This window comes from Microcoleus sp. M2_D5, from assembly GCF_036701935.1.
Classification (GTDB): domain Bacteria; phylum Cyanobacteriota; class Cyanobacteriia; order Cyanobacteriales; family Microcoleaceae; genus Microcoleus.
On sequence record NZ_JAUBRP010000042.1, the window covers coordinates 45074 to 59912 of the forward strand.

The following is a 14839-nucleotide window of genomic DNA, read 5'->3' on the forward strand; positions in this document are numbered from 1 at the left end:
TAGGATTGCTATATATACTGCGAACCTGTTGAATTGAAAGTTTTACCGCATTCGTGAGCGCATACGTCCAACCTTTTGGAACAGGAAAAACTTTTGGTGAGGTCTTCGCGAAACCAATCTCTGGCGATCGCATCTTTCACCGATTGAGTTCTGAGAGAATTAAAGCCATTTCCATACTTTTCAATTAAAGCCAGCATTTGCGGTCTGTAAGTGTGGTTGTAAACAGCGTATTTAGTATGGCTGACCCAACAGCAAGGCCAGAGTTCCGCTTCAAAACTGATGAAAATCTCTTTGCTGGCTTGAGTTTGACAGCTAATTTCTACATTGCGGTAGTAATTGTTTAGGCTACCAAATGTTTCTACAGCTTGGATAAATTGGTCTCCCTGGGGATTTTTATATTGTTCCAACGATGGGGGTTGGAGTTCTTCCCTGGCTGGCTTTGATGGGACAGAAGGAGTTGCTTCTGGTGCTTGAGACGTTTCGATAGCTATAGCTTGATACCAAGCATAATTGGCTTTTTCTGGTTGCCCCAACTGCGTCAAAACTTTAGCTAAATTGCGATAAGCTCCTGCAAAATTTGGTTTAAGCTCGATCGCCTTTTGGTAATAAGCACTAGCTGGCTGCCACTGTTGCTGTTGGGCATAAAGACTGCCGACATTAGCATAAACTTCTGGAAAATTAGGCTGAATTTTGAGGGCTTTTGCGTAACAGTCTGCTGCTGCTTGCATCTTCCCCAAACCTTGAACAGCATTGCCTAAAGTTTTCCATGCTGCTGCAAAATTAGGTTGATTTTTTAGGGCTTGTTGGCTGGCGGCGATCGCCTCTGAGAGCTTTCCTTGTTTCAAGCATTCCTCAGCTTGTCGGTGGAACTGAAGCGCGGCCTGTTCTTGATGCTGAGGGGCTGCTACATTAGCTGTTGCTGTTTGGTTTGGGCGATCGCTGTTAGCTTGTACCTGAGAGTTTTCTGCCTTCTGGGGCTGTTGATTGGCTGACTCTTTGTCATAAATCTCTTTGGCCACAAAACGAGAAGTAGCTTTCGGTACAAACTCGACAAATCCTAATTGTTGGGCTAAATCCCGCGCTGATTCTACTTGGTGCTGGTTGTGTTCAAATATCAAGTAGTGCCATACAGCTTTTCCGCCAGCTTGGATAAAGGCATTAACCGACTGCATTATCCTGTCCCAGTTGGTATTTTGGCGGTAGATGCTGTTAGTATCGGCCAACCCGTCGATACTAAAAATTACGCGATCGTGTTCTCCTGTCATCGCCTTTGCCAGGGCTTGCCACCAGTCGGGATTGCGTCCGCTACCGTTGGTGTACAGGCTGATATGAGGAACTCCCATGCGGTGCAAATACTCGATCGCGGGAATTGTGGTATTGCTAGTCATAGCATCGCCGTAGTTGCCGCACATATACACCAAATCCAACTGAGAGCAAAACTCTTGTGGGAAAATTCTCTCAATATCCTCTATCTTTAATTCTGCCCCCGGCAAAATCGGGTTGCCGGTGCGGGGACACTGGGGACAAGCTGCATTGCACCTGGAGGTAATTTCTACGCTGACTCTCCTAATATCTTCATATTTTAAGTACATGAGTTTTCCCCGATTAATTTGTAATTAATATTGAAATCGCGATCGACACAATTAGATAACAAGAGGTTTGATTTAGTGATTAAAAACTACGATTATACCTTATGCCTGCAGGCTGCGAACATGATATAAGTTTTTTGTATGAGTTACAGACGAGGGGATGACGACTATCTTGATTCCAAATCTTAATAAAAAAAACTGCGGCCGGATGTCGATCGAGCCGCAGTTTTTTTTAAGCTAAAGTTTCAATTAATCCCGGCCGTTGAGAGCAATCAGCAGGCGCAGAATGAAAATGAACAAGTTGATGTAGGTCAAGTACATCGACAGAGCGGCGGGCAAATACTGGTCGTCGCGGTAGCTGCGGGGTAATATGTAAAAATCGACGATCGCAGCGCCGGCAAATATAAACACGCCGATGCCAGAAATGCCAATTTCCAACCAGGTTGGGGTGTAGACGCCAAATAGAGAGAGCAGAAACTGGCCGCCAACGACGACTAACAAAGCAATCACACCTAAACTGATAGTTTTGGTGAGGGCCATGCCGTCTTGTTCAGAAAGGTTGGAGCCAATTTGGCGGGCGGCGATAAAGGTAATGCCGCAGCCGAGGGCTGCAAAAGCGATGCCAGAGATACCGACGCCTTGGGTTCTGAGGGCTGTAAATACCAATCCGCTGAGGGTGTAGCCCGAAAGCAGGCTGTAGGTTGCCAGGAGGGGCAAAGCGGTGTTTTTGTTGCCTTGTTCGGCGGCACCGCGGGCGACGAAGAATAGAATTAATTCTACGACGATCGCGGCAATGAACGTGGGAAAGAAGATTCCGGGATAGTTGCGGATCACTCCGAGGCCACCGTAGGTGCCGACAGCAGTTAAGACAAGTCCGCCGCCCACGAAGGGGAGAGCGTTGGAGATGACGTTGGGGCCTACCAGCGCGTGGTTTTTGGCCTCGCGCACGGCTTCGCGGAAATTGCTAGTGTTACTCACGAGGATTTACCTAATTTTGGCTGAGAATTGCTATCTATCATTTTGACAGCTTTACACTTTGTTTGCAAAACCTGAAAGAGTTTAAAGATTTGATAAAGAACGGAGGTGAAATCGCTCCAACGCAGGGATCGATTGTTTATAATCGACTGCGTACAGGTCTGTGCCGTGTCGCCCTCTCGCACCGTTGCGCGTCGCGGCAAAGCTATAATTGAGGTTAAACGGTCGGCGCTATCTGCGGTCAAGGGCTACCTTAAAGTCGATAAAATCGCAGATAGCGGATGTAAATCCATTTGGGATGGGGGATTTACGATTGGGGATTAAGGAGTATATGCTAGAGTCAGGGATCGCAGTTAATTTTAGGTTTTTGATTGGCGACTTAGTTTAAACTAGAGACCAGAAACTTTAATAATTTAAAATCGTCGAAAATCAAAAAGCGCTTCCGTTAATTACTAAGGTAGCTCAGAAAGAGGATACCCAGAAAATTAATGAATAGATCGAGTTCTATCGAAAAACTGCTAAATAGGTAATGTCCAATGCCCACATTTTTTGAGCTCAAATTATTGCCACCTACAGCCGGAATTTTATTGGCTGCCGCCGTTATTTCCGGCGGTCAACCTGCCGTTGCAGCTAATGTCCGAGCCGTTTATACCGCTACTTCTGGGCAGGGTTCAGAAAATTTGCTGCTGGCTAAAAATACCGAGCAATTCACCCAAGCAAATTCTCGAATACCGAGCCGGGGGCCGGCAAAGCCGGAGCCTCTCCCGGCAAGAATTCCTGAACCTTCGGCGGTGGTAGGGTTGGGTTTAGTTGCGGGTTCGCTGGCGCTGACTCGCCGGAAAGTGAGAGTTAAAAATTAGACTTTTTGCCCAAAGTCTAATTTTTGGATTTTTAACCGCAGATACACGCGGATAAACGCAGATAAATCGGGATATCAGGATTTTAGCCGATCGCGTCGCGCAGAGCATTTTTAGTCATAGCTGCGATCGACTGTTCGCTAGCTTTCGGCAAGTGATAGTATTTCCCTCCAGAAGTCTTGGCCAATTCCTTCGCAAAGCCAGTCGAAATAAACTTGCTCTCGGTATCAATCACCAGCAACTGCATTCCCAACCCGCGAATTTTGGCAGCAATTTCTAACAATTCCTGCTTAATATCAGGCTTTTCTCCATCTACAATCGGTTCGCCCAAAGAACGAGCCAAAGGAATATTACCGCGTCCGTCGGTAATGGCGACAATCGCAACTTGACCGATATCTCCAGACTGACGCGCGTTGACTCCCACGCGCACGGCTTGAGTCAAACCGTGGGCCAGGGGGGAACCGCCGCCGCAGGGGAGTCTTTCCAAACGCTTGCGGGCCAAGGCTATGGAACGAGTCGGCGGTAGCAGCACTTCTGCTTGTTCTCCCCGAAAGGGAATGAGAGCAACTTGGTCGCGGCTTTGATAAGCTTCTGTCAGTAGCTGCATGACTGCACCTTTGGCCGACTGCATTCGGTTGAGGGCCATCGAACCGGAAGCATCGACGACAAAGACGACTAAAGCTCCAGCTTTTCTGGCCAAGCGCTTCGCCCGAATGTCTCCCTGTTCCACAAATACACTGCGCTGAACCCCCCCTTGACCGGGGGGTTGACTCGTCTGTTGCCCCCCCGAAGCTTGGGGGGGGTGAGAATTCCTGTCGCGGCGGGCTTTTTGGTAGGGTGCGGCGGCTCTGAGGGTGGCGTCAACGGCGATGCGGCGGACGGGGCCTTTGGGCAATACTGGCTTGACGTAACGGCCTCTATCTTCGGAGAAAATGGTGCTTCGGCTGCCCGATTTGCCTTGGCGGTTGGCATTTTGGGCGAAAAACAGCACGTCGGGGTCGAGAATGACGCCTTCGGGGTCGAAGAGAAATTCTTCGGGAATGCTGGTTTCTTCTTGTTCTTCTGGAGGTTCGTCTTCTTTGTCTTCTTCTTCCTCGTCTTCTTGTTCTTGTTCCGATTGTTCTGGTGGCGGTGGCGGTGGGGGGGGAGGAGGAGGAGAGTTTTCTTCGTCTGGGGGAGTTTGGATGATGGTGGCGCGGGGTACGATGACTAATTCTACGGCGCGGCGCAGGTCTTCGGCGTTAACTTCTGTGCGTCCCTCGATGGCGGCGGCGGCAATGGCTACGCGGACTGCGAATATTTCGGCGCGGTGTCCTTGAACGCCACCCCGGATGGCTTCTTCTACTAGGTAGGCAATTTGTTCGCGTTTAATGCTGACATCTTTGAGCCATTCTCTGGCTAGGATGATTTGGGTTTTGAGGTTGTCGGTATCTTCGCTGTATTGATTGAGAAATTCTTGGGGCGAGCTGGAGTAGGATAAAGCTTGTTCTACTGCATAGACTCTTTCTTCTATTGCGAGTGCTGCGTCGGCTGAAAGTACGATCGCGATCCGATCGAGCAAATGTTCTCTGAGCGGCCCTTCTTCGGGGTTGTAGGTGGCAATAAATAGAGGTTTGCAGGGGTGTTGGAAGCTAATGCCTTCGCGCTCTATTTGGTTGCGCCCTTCGGTTAATACTGTTAGCAATTGGTTGGAAATGTTGTCGTCGAGGAGGTTAATTTCGTCTACGTAAAGGACTCCTCGATTTGCTTGGGCTAAGAGTCCGGGTTGAAATACGGTTTGGCCGAATTTCACTGATTGTTCGACATCGACTGAACCTAAGAGTCTGTCTTCGGTGACACCCAAAGGAATTTGAATGAAGGGTGTGGGAATTATTTCTGTATTTGGGGAATTAGTATCGCTGGTGTGGGCATCTTGCCCGCCATTTTCTGGCAACAAGCCTGATGCCTGTTCTGCAAGAATTTCATGAGGTTCGGCGTTGCAAAAAGAATCTTTAACAATTTCAATGGGTGGCAGTAAGGAGTGCAAGGCGCGGGCCATTACTGATTTTGCTGTCCCGCGGCGGCCTGCGATCGCAACTCCTCCCAATCCGGGATCGACTGCTGCTAACAGCAGGGCTAATTTGATTGCTTCTTGCCCGACTACGGCGGTGAGGGGAAAGGCTGTGGTGGAAGGGCTAAGGTTGGCTGCGGGCATAGGATTTTCGGATGTAAAAATTTGAACTTAATGTTTAGCTTACTTCTTGGAGTATTTTAACTTCTTGCGGTAGAATCACGGTAAAAGTTGAGCCAACTCCTATTTCTGATACTAACTCGATTTTGCCTTGCAGCAGCGAGACGAGCCGCGATACTATCGCTAATCCCAGACCAGTGCTTTCGGTGGGAAAGAGCTGTTTGCCGGCTTCTCCTGCTTGAAAGAAGGGGTCAAAGATGCGCTTTGTATCTTCGGGGGCGATGCCAATGCCGGTATCTGTAATTGCGATCGCCCAATTTCCTTCTCCAGCAGGGCGGCAACTTAATTCAATGCTACCAGATTCTGTATAGCGAATGGCATTGCTCAACAGGTTGATCAGAATTTGTTGCAGCCGCCCAGAGTCAGAGATTACTTGTGTTGGCCGGCAGTCGCTGGTAACAGCGAGCTTTAATCCTTTAGCATCAGCAATTGGCTGCATTATCTCTACTACGGTGTTAATTAGCGATCGTACATTAGTTGGCCGCAAGTTAAGTTTAATTTTTCCGGCTTCGGCGCGAGAAAGTTCTAGTGTGTCATTAATCATGCGAAGCAACTGTCTGCCGTTACGCAATACTCGCTCGATGTGTTCGATGCCGGGGAGGGTATCTTTGATTTCAGATTGCCATTTTTCTTGGCGCAAAAACAGTTCGGAATAACCAATAATGGAGTTGAGAGGAGTCTTGAGTTCGTGAGCCAAATGGTAGACGTGTTCTTGATTGACGCTGACGAGGCGAGCGAGTTCTTGATTGGTGAGTTTTAACTGAGTTTGAATTTGTTGAAGTTCCTGCAGCCTCTGAGCGACGTAGCTGTTGAAACACTGGGCAATTGCTTCGTCTACTACGGCATCTATCAGCCTAAAAGCTCTGAATACGTCGGCGGTGGTTCCTGCTAGCAATTCTGATTCTAACTGCGAGAATATTACTTGACGCAATAAGTGGTATTCCCGGGCTACTTCTGCTGCGTCGTAGCCTTGTTCTGCTCTGAGAAATCCGTGATCTAAGCTGGCTTCAATTATTAGTTTGATTTCGCTGTGTTGATATTGGGAAAGCACAGTGGCCATCGCCTCCAGCAAGTGAGGTATGTGATTTTCGATTGCTGAGTGCGGTAAGGCGTCAGCGCTTTCAATTTTCCGATCCTGACGAACTGCTTCAATCCACTTCTTGACGATAGTATCGGTTTTCTCGGCGAGCACTTGGCTGTAGTCCATGATGTCTGCGTGGGGGTTGAGTTTGGCAGATATTGCCCATGCTTCATTGTAGTTGAGCGCTCGCCAGATTGCCATACCAAACTTCTGGCGATCGCGACCCTGCCAAAAGAAGTAGTTTTGAAGTGATTTTTTCGCAGTGCCGGATCTCTCTCTAGGGCTCGATCCCAGCTTGTTGCTACAATAATCAGCCGTTCAACCTATTGACAGAAGAGCCATAAAGTAGTAGATTGCCTCACACTAATAGTTTTTAATTTTAAGTTTTAAATTTTTCAGGGGAATAAATGGAAAACGTACAAGCTGCGATTGCTGCAACAACATTTATATGTGTAGTTTTCTTAATAATTACAGAATGGATACACCTAACAGTTGCGGCATTTCTGGGAGCGGTAATTCTGGTTTTTACCCACGTGATGACGTTAAACAACGCGATCGAATATATCAGTCGGAGTCACGCAACACTGGGCTTATTTTTCGGAGTCATGGTAATGGTGAGAGCCTTTGAGCCTACCAAAGTATTTGAATATTTGGCAACTCAAATAGTTATTTTGGCTAAAGGCAAAGGCAAAAATTTATTGCTGGGCATTGTCGCAATTACTACGCCAATTTGTGCAGTTTTGCCCAATGCTACGACAGTCATGCTGCTAGCACCATTAATTCCGCCAATAGCCGAAGAAGTCGGGGTAGATTTTGTACCCTTACTGATTTTAATGGTATTTGTGGCTAACAGTTCGGGACTGCTGACAATCGTAGGCGATCCGGCGACATTTATTGTTGGCGATGCTATTAACATGAGCTTTGCAGATTACCTAGCTCAATTAAGTTTGGGCGGGGCGATCTCAGTAGCAGTCTTAGTGGCGATCCTACCTTGGCTGTTTCCCGAAATCTGGAACAAAAAATTAGAAGATTTGGATAACTTGCCGCACCCAAAAATTAATCACCAGCGAGTCTTAGCAGTGGGCGGTGTAATTATAGCTTTCGTGCTGACATTTTTTGTAATAGGAGAGTCTCTGCCCGTGCCTATTTCACCGGCGGCGGTTGCTTTGTTGGGGGCTGCATTGGCAATGCTCTTAGCTCACCATTCCCAAATTGATTCTGTTAATAATATTTTGCGGGATTTAGATTGGAGCACGCTGCTATTTTTTATGTCATTTTTTGTGCTAATTGGCGGTTTGGAAAAAACCGGGATTATCGGTCATCTGTCAGGTTTTTTAGCAGTTATTTTAGGAAAAAATATTTTTTTGGGTTCTTTAGGTTTGTTATTTGTTGTGGGTTTGATGTCGAGCGTGGTACCCAACATTCCGCTGGTGGTGGCGATGGTGCCACTGCTAAAACAATACGTTGTCAATGTCGGGTTCGCACCGGCAGAAATCCTGGCTCCAGATTTTGCAGGGCAGTTTCCAATCGAAGTGCTGCCGCTATTTTATGCGATGATGTACGGGGCAAATTTAGGGGGAAATGGCAGTTTGATAGGAGCTTCTTCTAATATAGTGGCGGCGGGAATTTCCGAGCAGCACGGGCGCCGGATTTCTTTTCAAACTTTTCTGCGTTACGGATTTCCTGTGATGGCGTTGCAATTGGTGGCTGCGGCTGTTTATGTAACTATTCGGTTTCTGATTTAAAGAAGTCAATCGATTTTAGATTTTAGATTTTAGATTTTAGATTTTAGAATTGACCGCACGGATAAATACGTTCGGCAAGTTTCATCGGATACAGGTTTTTTATTTCTGGACGGATGAATCGCGTGGCGGGTATCCTGGATGCGGGAATTGTCATCAGTCATTAGTTATTAGTCATTAGTTTTGTTGCGACAGGAATAAAGAAGGAGTAAGGCGCTTAGGTTGCAGCCTAAATATAGAGATTGAAGTGATTCCTGAATCTAAAATACATCCAATTCTAAGGGAAAAATTACAGTGAAGGACGAGCCAACTCCTACTTGAGAAACTAATTCGATTTTACCTTGCAAAAGGTTGACCAATCGAGCGACTATGGCCAGCCCTAAACCGGTGCTGTCATGAATGCCAAAACTCAGGGAGTTGTCGGCTCGAAAATAGGGTTGAAAAATCCGATCGCAGTCTTCTGAAGGAATGCCAATTCCTGTATCCGTGATGCAGATACTCCAATGTTTGTCTGACAATAATTCGGTTTTTATGGTAATAGTACCAGCTTGGGTGTAGCGAATGGCGTTGCTCGCCAAGTTGGTGATAATTTGCTGCAAGCGCAAGTAATCTGTCATAACTCGATCGAGAACCGGATCGCACTCAAGGGCGATCTCTAAATTTTTTGCTTTGGCCAAAGGCTCGATTATCTCGACAACAGTGGCGATCGCCGATCGCACATTTGTCGCACTTAACTGCAATTTTATGCGTCCCTCGTCGTACCGCGAGATTTCGAGACTATCGTTAATTAATTTAAGTAACTGCCTGCCGTTGCTGAGGACTTTATCAATATGTGCCAAATTGGGAGCAGAATCTTTAAGTCGAGAATTGTTTGTTTGGCGCAAGAACAATTCTGAATAACCAATAATAGAGTTGAGGGGAGTTTTCAATTCGTGAGCTAAGTGAGATAGATTCTCTTGACTGGCGCGAAGTAAGCGACTCAGCTCTTGATTTGTAAGTTGCAATTGGTTTTGCAACTCCTGTAGTTCTTGGAATCTTGCCTGGGTATAGGTTTGAAAACAGTCAGCAATTGCTTCGTCGAGGGCGCTGTCAATCAAGCGATAAGCTCGGTTCACTTCAGCGGCTGAGCCTTTTAGCAATTCTGGCTCTAAAGCATCGAAAATTACCCTCCGCAGCAAGCGGTATTCCCGCGCAATTTCTTCGGCATCGTAGCCTTGTTTTGCTCTGACAGTCCCGTGTTCTAGACCTTTTTCTACGAGTGTCATAATGTCGCTGTCTTGGGATTGGGACAGCATAGTTGCGATCGCTTGCAGTGCGATGGGAAGGCTGTCGCGCACGGAAGTGTAGGTGAGTTGCTTGGCGGTTTCGATTTGCTCGTCAGCGCGAACAGCTTCGATCCAGTTTTGGACAATTATGTCAATTTTATCTTGTAGCGCTTGGCTAAAATCTATCATTGCTTTTATATAAATCAAGTAAGCGATCGTATTTTATATCTCCAGGTTAGTTTAATAGTTAACTTTTTGAATTTTCTCTCAACTTTTGAGCTTTGCCGATCGCCAATAGCTACTCCTCAAGACGTATTGACAAAATCAAATGCGCGTGCTAAAATTATTGAAATTGGCTTAAAAAGTCAAGCCTAATCGAGCACCGCGCGATCGAACCAAGCGTGTGGCTGGAGCGGAGGAACCAAATTTCGGGGCGAATCTCTACAGAATTAAAAAGCAAAGTTAAAAATTGCCAAATTAGAGTTGAATTTTTGATTTTGAAATCTAAGGAGAAGGACATCTCTCAGTCCTAGCCCGTCAGCTAACTTCGCAGGCATTGAGAAGAGACTGAAAAGCCAAATTTCTGAACAAGATAGTTTGGCTTCGTCAGTGTCTCAGGTTGGTATTGTTCAAGATTCTTGTACCTGCCCTGACTCTGAAGGAGTTTGAAATGTTCATACAGCTTAATTTATCTGCGATCGCAGTTGCAGGAGTTGCAGCGTGGAAGCGGGTAAAACCCGTTGTCATCCGAGATGCAGTTTTGTTGCCGGCGGCTGGTTTTTTGGGAATTCTCGGTGTGTGGTGGATTGTTGCCAGCTTCAACAGAGATTTGATACCCACTCCGTATCAGGCGTTAATAGCGAATTTAGATTACATATTCCATCCATTTTATCAGCGCGGGCCTGGAGATTTAGGCATTGGCTGGCTGCTGCTAGCGAGTTTGCGTCGGGTGTTGGTGGGATTTTTCCTGGGTGCAGCAGTGGCGATTCCCGTGGGATTTACAATCGGGATGTCGAAACCAGCAATGATGGCGCTCAATCCGCTGATTCAAATCTTCAAACCGGTGTCGCCGCTAGCTTGGCTGCCCATAGCGTTATCGATTTTTAATTTAGCAGAACCATCGGCAATTTTTGTCATATTCATCACCTCTTTGTGGCCGACAATTATCAACACAGCTTTGGGAGTTTCTAGCGTTTCCCAGGATTATCTGGATGTGGCGCGAGTGTTGGAAATGCCGCGCTGGAGGCGGATTACCAAAATAATTTTGCCGGCGAGTTTGCCATACATTTTTACAGGTTTGCGGATTAGTTTGGGAATTGCTTGGCTGGTGATTGTGGCGGTGGAAATGCTGACAGGCGGTGTAGGAATTGGCTTTTTTGTCTGGGATGAATGGAGCCGTTTGAACCTGAGTTCGGTATTTTTAGCGGTGTTTGTAATTGGCTTAACTGGACTGTTGCTCGACGCGGCAGTTGACAAAGTTCAGGAATTGGTAACGCATCGATCGATCCAGAGTCATTAGTCATTAGTCATTAGTCAGCAGCGAACAGTTAACTATCAATTGTTAACTGTAAGGTGCGTCGCTCATTGATGGTCGATTTTTGTTTGTGATGGTTGGTGGCGACACACCCTACAACTACAACTTCAAATCTAAAATCTAAAATCTAAAATCTAAAATTGTATGAGTGACAAGTTTTCCAATGAATGGAAGCGCCGAGAGTTTTTGCAAGGAATGGGCTTGGCGGCGGCGGGAATAGCTTTATCGGGTTGTGCAATTAGCGCGGATCGATCGGCAAAAGGACTCACTGAAGAAGCCTCAGCCGTAAAGCCGGTTGTCGATTCCCGAACCTTAGAAAAACCAAATTTAACCGTAGGATACGTGCCCGTTAACGATTGTGCGCCATTTGCGATCGCCTGGAAAAAAGGCTTTTTCCGCAAATACGGTTTAAACGTCCAACTCAACCGCGAAGCAAGCTGGGCAACATCCCGCGACGGCCTAATCTTCGGCCGCCTCGACGCCTCCCCTGTCGTATCCGGCGCCGTCACCAACGCCCGAATTGGCGCAGAAGGAGCGCGCCACGCACCCCTGTGCGCGGCAATGACAATTCACCGCCACGGCAACGCCATGACGATGAACAAAGCTATGTGGGATTTCGGTTTGCGCCCGTGGCACGAATACAACGGCAATTTGGAAGAATTTGGCAAACAATTTCGAGCCTTTTTTGACAGTCAGCCGCCGGAAAAAAGGGTTTGGGCAGTGGTGCTGAGTTCTGCGATTTACGAATACTTTGTCCGCTACATATCGGCGGCGGCAGGTGTCGATCCGTTCAAAGAATTTCGGGTAATTATTGTGCCGCCGCCGCAGATGGTAACTAATATCAGGATTGGCGCGATGCAGGCTTACATGGTGGCCGAACCTTGGAATACGCGGGCAATTCAAGGCAATTTGGGAGTGGGTTTTACCTTCGTGCAAGGCAAGGAAGTTTGGCTGGGACATCCCGATCGCCTTTTGGGAGTAATGCAATCATTCATTGAGGAAAATCCGAAGACTTATTACTCGCTGGTTAAGGCAATGGTGGAAGCTTGTCAGTATTGCAGCAACCCGGAAAATCGCAGTGAAATATCGGCGCTGCTGACTGAGAGATCGTTTACGGGGGCGAAACCGAAAAAAGGGGCGATCGACAAATTTACGAGGCCGGCAATAGTTGGCGACTACAACTATGGAGGGTTTGACGGAAAAGACCGCACCCTGCAATCCGAAGATGCAACTATTTTCTATGACATTCCTAAGAATTTGCCTCAAATACCGGGAAATCATTCAACATTTATGTGGCAGTCTCAGAGTATTTGGTTGATGACTCAAGCCGCTCGCTGGGGACAGATTAAAGAAGTGCCAAAAAATGCTGAGGAATTAGCTAAAAAAGCTTGGAGAACCGACCTTTACCGCCAGATTGTTGCCGAAATGGATCTCGATTGTCCGAAGGAGGATTACCAAGTGGAACCGGCGGAACTTTTTATTGATAAAAAGGCCTTCGATCCGAGCGAGCCGGTGGGTTATTTGAATAGTTTTGAAATTCGAGCCAACCGCCCTCAGTCTTTTTTTCAGTCTTAATGTTTGAGATGTTGCGCTTTTCCCAATGTCCCGCCAGGGAATTTATTCCCTGGCTAATAGCTAAAGTCGGTTGAAACCGACTGCCCAATTTTAGGATTTAGGCAATAGCAATAAAATTCAATTAACACTTTACTACTTTTTAGGAGAATACCGTGAGCCAATACTTTTCTACTTCTATCGAAGCCAGCAACAAAGTCAAGAAGCAGCCTGAATTTCTGGAAGTTAACAATTTGTTTAAGTCGTATAAAAATGGTGACGGTAGCGAATTTAGCGTTTTGGAAAATATCAATTTAAGTATTGGAGAAAACGAATTTATTTCGGTAATCGGTCACTCCGGTTGCGGCAAATCAACGCTGCTGAAAATAGTGGCGGGTTTGGAAAAACAGAGCGGGGGAATGGTGACACTGGAAGGAAAAGAAATCCGCAAACCGGGAGCCGATCGCATGATGGTATTCCAGCACTACGGATTGCTGCCTTGGCTGACGGTGCGGGAAAATATTCGGCTGGCAGTTGATGAAGTTTTGCAAAGTCTCAGCCGTTCAGAGAAGATTAGTCTTGTCAACGAACACCTAGCAATGGTAAACTTAACATCGGCCGCCGATAAATATCCAGACGAAATTTCAGGGGGCATGAAACAGCGGGTTGGGATTGCGCGAGCTTTGGCGATTCGACCGAAAATGTTATTAATGGACGAACCGTTTGGAGCGCTGGATGCTCTGACTCGCGGCAAGTTGCAGAAACAGGTGCTGGATATCTGGGAAAATCACAGGCAAGCTGCAATGATGATTACTCACGATGTGGATGAAGCTATCTATATGTCCGATCGCATTGTGCTGATGACAAACGGCCCGGCTGCGACGATAGGTGAAATTTTGTCAGTGCCGTTTGCGCGCCCGCGCGATCGCCAAGAGTTGCGGGAATCCCAGGAGTATTACGAACTCCGCAACTATGCTTTGAATTTTCTCGATCGCTACTTTACCCAAGACGAATAACGCCCGACGGACAGACCAAACAATTCACTTAAGAGAGGTCAAGCCTGTGAATCTCAAAACAATGTTAGCGCGTTTTGAAAGTGCATTGGGATACCAAAATTTAGCAGAAGAAATGGTGTTGCTGCCGGAGCCAAAAGTACCAGTTTTTAATACCTCAAAATCTCCAGAACAGGCAAAAACAATCAATTTTATTGTCGGTTACAACAGTTCTCCTCAAAGTCAAATAGCTCTGGATATTACCCTTTGGATGGCGCATCAAACTCGTTTAGTAACAACTAAAGAAGTAACTGTTCAAGTTGTCTACGTAATCGACGAACCGCCAAAAAGTTACGGCGAAAATACTGGCAATTTTGCTGTGGAAAATTCCCTGGCTAACACGCCAAAATTGTGGAAATTAGAGGAAACCTTCACCCTGAATTGTGCAGCGCCTGCGATCGCTTTACCCACCCAAATCCCATCGGTATCCCAGCAAAAAGATTGGATAGACCCGCATTATTTCCAAGCAATTTATGGTGAAAATAATGAGTACGAGGTAGCAGATAAGTTGCTGTGGCAAGCGCGCTGTTTGGCTGAGGAATGGCGCGGTTTATTCAAAGCTCATTTACGCATCGGGCGGGTTGCTACAGAACTGAGAAATGTGGTTGAATTAGAATCAGCAAATTTACTGTTTTTGGGCTGTGGTTCTGGCAACCACCGGCTGGTTAGGGAACTAGGCAATAATTTTCCGTGCTGCGTACTCGGTATTCCTTCAGCACTCAGCTATCAGATGGATGTTCAGCCTGAAGAAAGTTTGAGCAAGTTACAGTTTGCTACAGCTATGTCGGCCCATTAAACTTGTTAGCTCGTGGGGCCAGAATCTAATTATGTAAGGTGCAGCGCACCCTACCACTATAATTCGCGCGCCCAACCTTTTTTTGCGTAATAAGCTGCTACGCAGCTAAACCGGATAAAATAGCATTGCCTTTATTTTTGATTTTTCGATCCCATTTAATAACCAGT

Annotated in this window: 11 protein-coding genes and 1 riboswitch; of the genes, 6 read left to right on the top strand and 5 right to left on the bottom strand. The window is 46.7% G+C overall.

Annotated elements, in window-relative coordinates:
• Positions 1 to 8: 8 nt before the first annotated feature.
• Both QUA50_RS18225 and QUA50_RS18230 read right to left on the bottom strand, forming a co-directional pair.
• Positions 9 to 1592 carry a tetratricopeptide repeat protein gene (locus tag QUA50_RS18225; RefSeq protein ID WP_333265357.1) on the bottom strand — a complete coding sequence of 528 codons (1584 nt, stop codon included), beginning with the start codon at positions 1590 to 1592 and terminating at the stop codon, positions 9 to 11.
• 246 nt (positions 1593 to 1838) lie between these two features.
• A complete protein-coding gene (locus tag QUA50_RS18230; RefSeq protein WP_333265355.1) occupies positions 1839 to 2567 on the bottom strand; it encodes a Bax inhibitor-1 family protein in 729 nt (242 codons plus the stop codon).
• Between the two features lie 533 nt (positions 2568 to 3100).
• On the opposite strand from QUA50_RS18230, the gene QUA50_RS18235 reads away from it, so the two are divergent.
• Entirely contained in the window at positions 3101 to 3424 is a 324-nt protein-coding gene (locus tag QUA50_RS18235) for a PEP-CTERM sorting domain-containing protein (RefSeq protein ID WP_333265353.1), read from the top strand.
• 82 nt (positions 3425 to 3506) lie between these two features.
• On the opposite strand, the gene bchD is transcribed toward QUA50_RS18235, so the two are convergent.
• Together bchD and QUA50_RS18245 are read right to left on the bottom strand one after the other, a co-directional pair.
• Positions 3507 to 5615 (bottom strand): magnesium chelatase ATPase subunit D, encoded by a 2109-nt coding sequence (gene bchD / locus QUA50_RS18240; protein ID WP_333265351.1) that lies wholly within the window; start codon positions 5613 to 5615, stop codon positions 3507 to 3509.
• Between the two features lie 34 nt (positions 5616 to 5649).
• The gene (locus QUA50_RS18245; RefSeq protein ID WP_333265349.1) at positions 5650 to 6933 is read right to left on the bottom strand and encodes a HAMP domain-containing sensor histidine kinase; all 1284 of its coding nucleotides are present in this window, start codon (positions 6931 to 6933) and stop codon (positions 5650 to 5652) included.
• A 206-nt stretch (positions 6934 to 7139) separates the two neighbouring features.
• Here QUA50_RS18245 and QUA50_RS18250 point away from each other — a divergent pair, with 206 nt between their 5' ends.
• Positions 7140 to 8477 (top strand): ArsB/NhaD family transporter, encoded by a 1338-nt coding sequence (locus QUA50_RS18250; RefSeq protein ID WP_333265347.1) that lies wholly within the window; start codon positions 7140 to 7142, stop codon positions 8475 to 8477.
• Between the two features lie 257 nt (positions 8478 to 8734).
• Here the strand turns inward: QUA50_RS18250 and QUA50_RS18255 are convergent, their stop codons facing one another.
• Positions 8735 to 9928 carry a sensor histidine kinase gene (locus QUA50_RS18255; RefSeq protein ID WP_333265345.1) on the bottom strand — a complete coding sequence of 398 codons (1194 nt, stop codon included), beginning with the start codon at positions 9926 to 9928 and terminating at the stop codon, positions 8735 to 8737.
• A gap of 169 nt (positions 9929 to 10097) precedes the next feature.
• A riboswitch (cyclic di-AMP (ydaO/yuaA leader) is annotated at positions 10098 to 10310 on the top strand.
• 99 nt (positions 10311 to 10409) lie between these two features.
• On the opposite strand from QUA50_RS18255, the gene ntrB reads away from it, so the two are divergent.
• The 4 genes from ntrB (at position 10410) to QUA50_RS18275 (ending at position 14672) form a co-directional block, all read left to right on the top strand.
• Positions 10410 to 11258 carry a nitrate ABC transporter permease gene (gene ntrB, locus QUA50_RS18260; protein ID WP_333265343.1) on the top strand — a complete coding sequence of 283 codons (849 nt, stop codon included), beginning with the start codon at positions 10410 to 10412 and terminating at the stop codon, positions 11256 to 11258.
• 159 nt (positions 11259 to 11417) lie between these two features.
• The gene (locus tag QUA50_RS18265) at positions 11418 to 12848 is read left to right on the top strand and encodes an ABC transporter substrate-binding protein (RefSeq protein WP_333265341.1); all 1431 of its coding nucleotides are present in this window, start codon (positions 11418 to 11420) and stop codon (positions 12846 to 12848) included.
• Positions 12849 to 13000: 152 nt separating this feature from the next.
• A complete protein-coding gene (locus QUA50_RS18270; protein WP_333265339.1) occupies positions 13001 to 13840 on the top strand; it encodes a nitrate ABC transporter ATP-binding protein in 840 nt (279 codons plus the stop codon).
• A gap of 46 nt (positions 13841 to 13886) precedes the next feature.
• A complete protein-coding gene (locus QUA50_RS18275; RefSeq protein ID WP_333265337.1) occupies positions 13887 to 14672 on the top strand; it encodes a universal stress protein in 786 nt (261 codons plus the stop codon).
• The last annotated feature ends 167 nt before the right edge of the window (positions 14673 to 14839 follow it).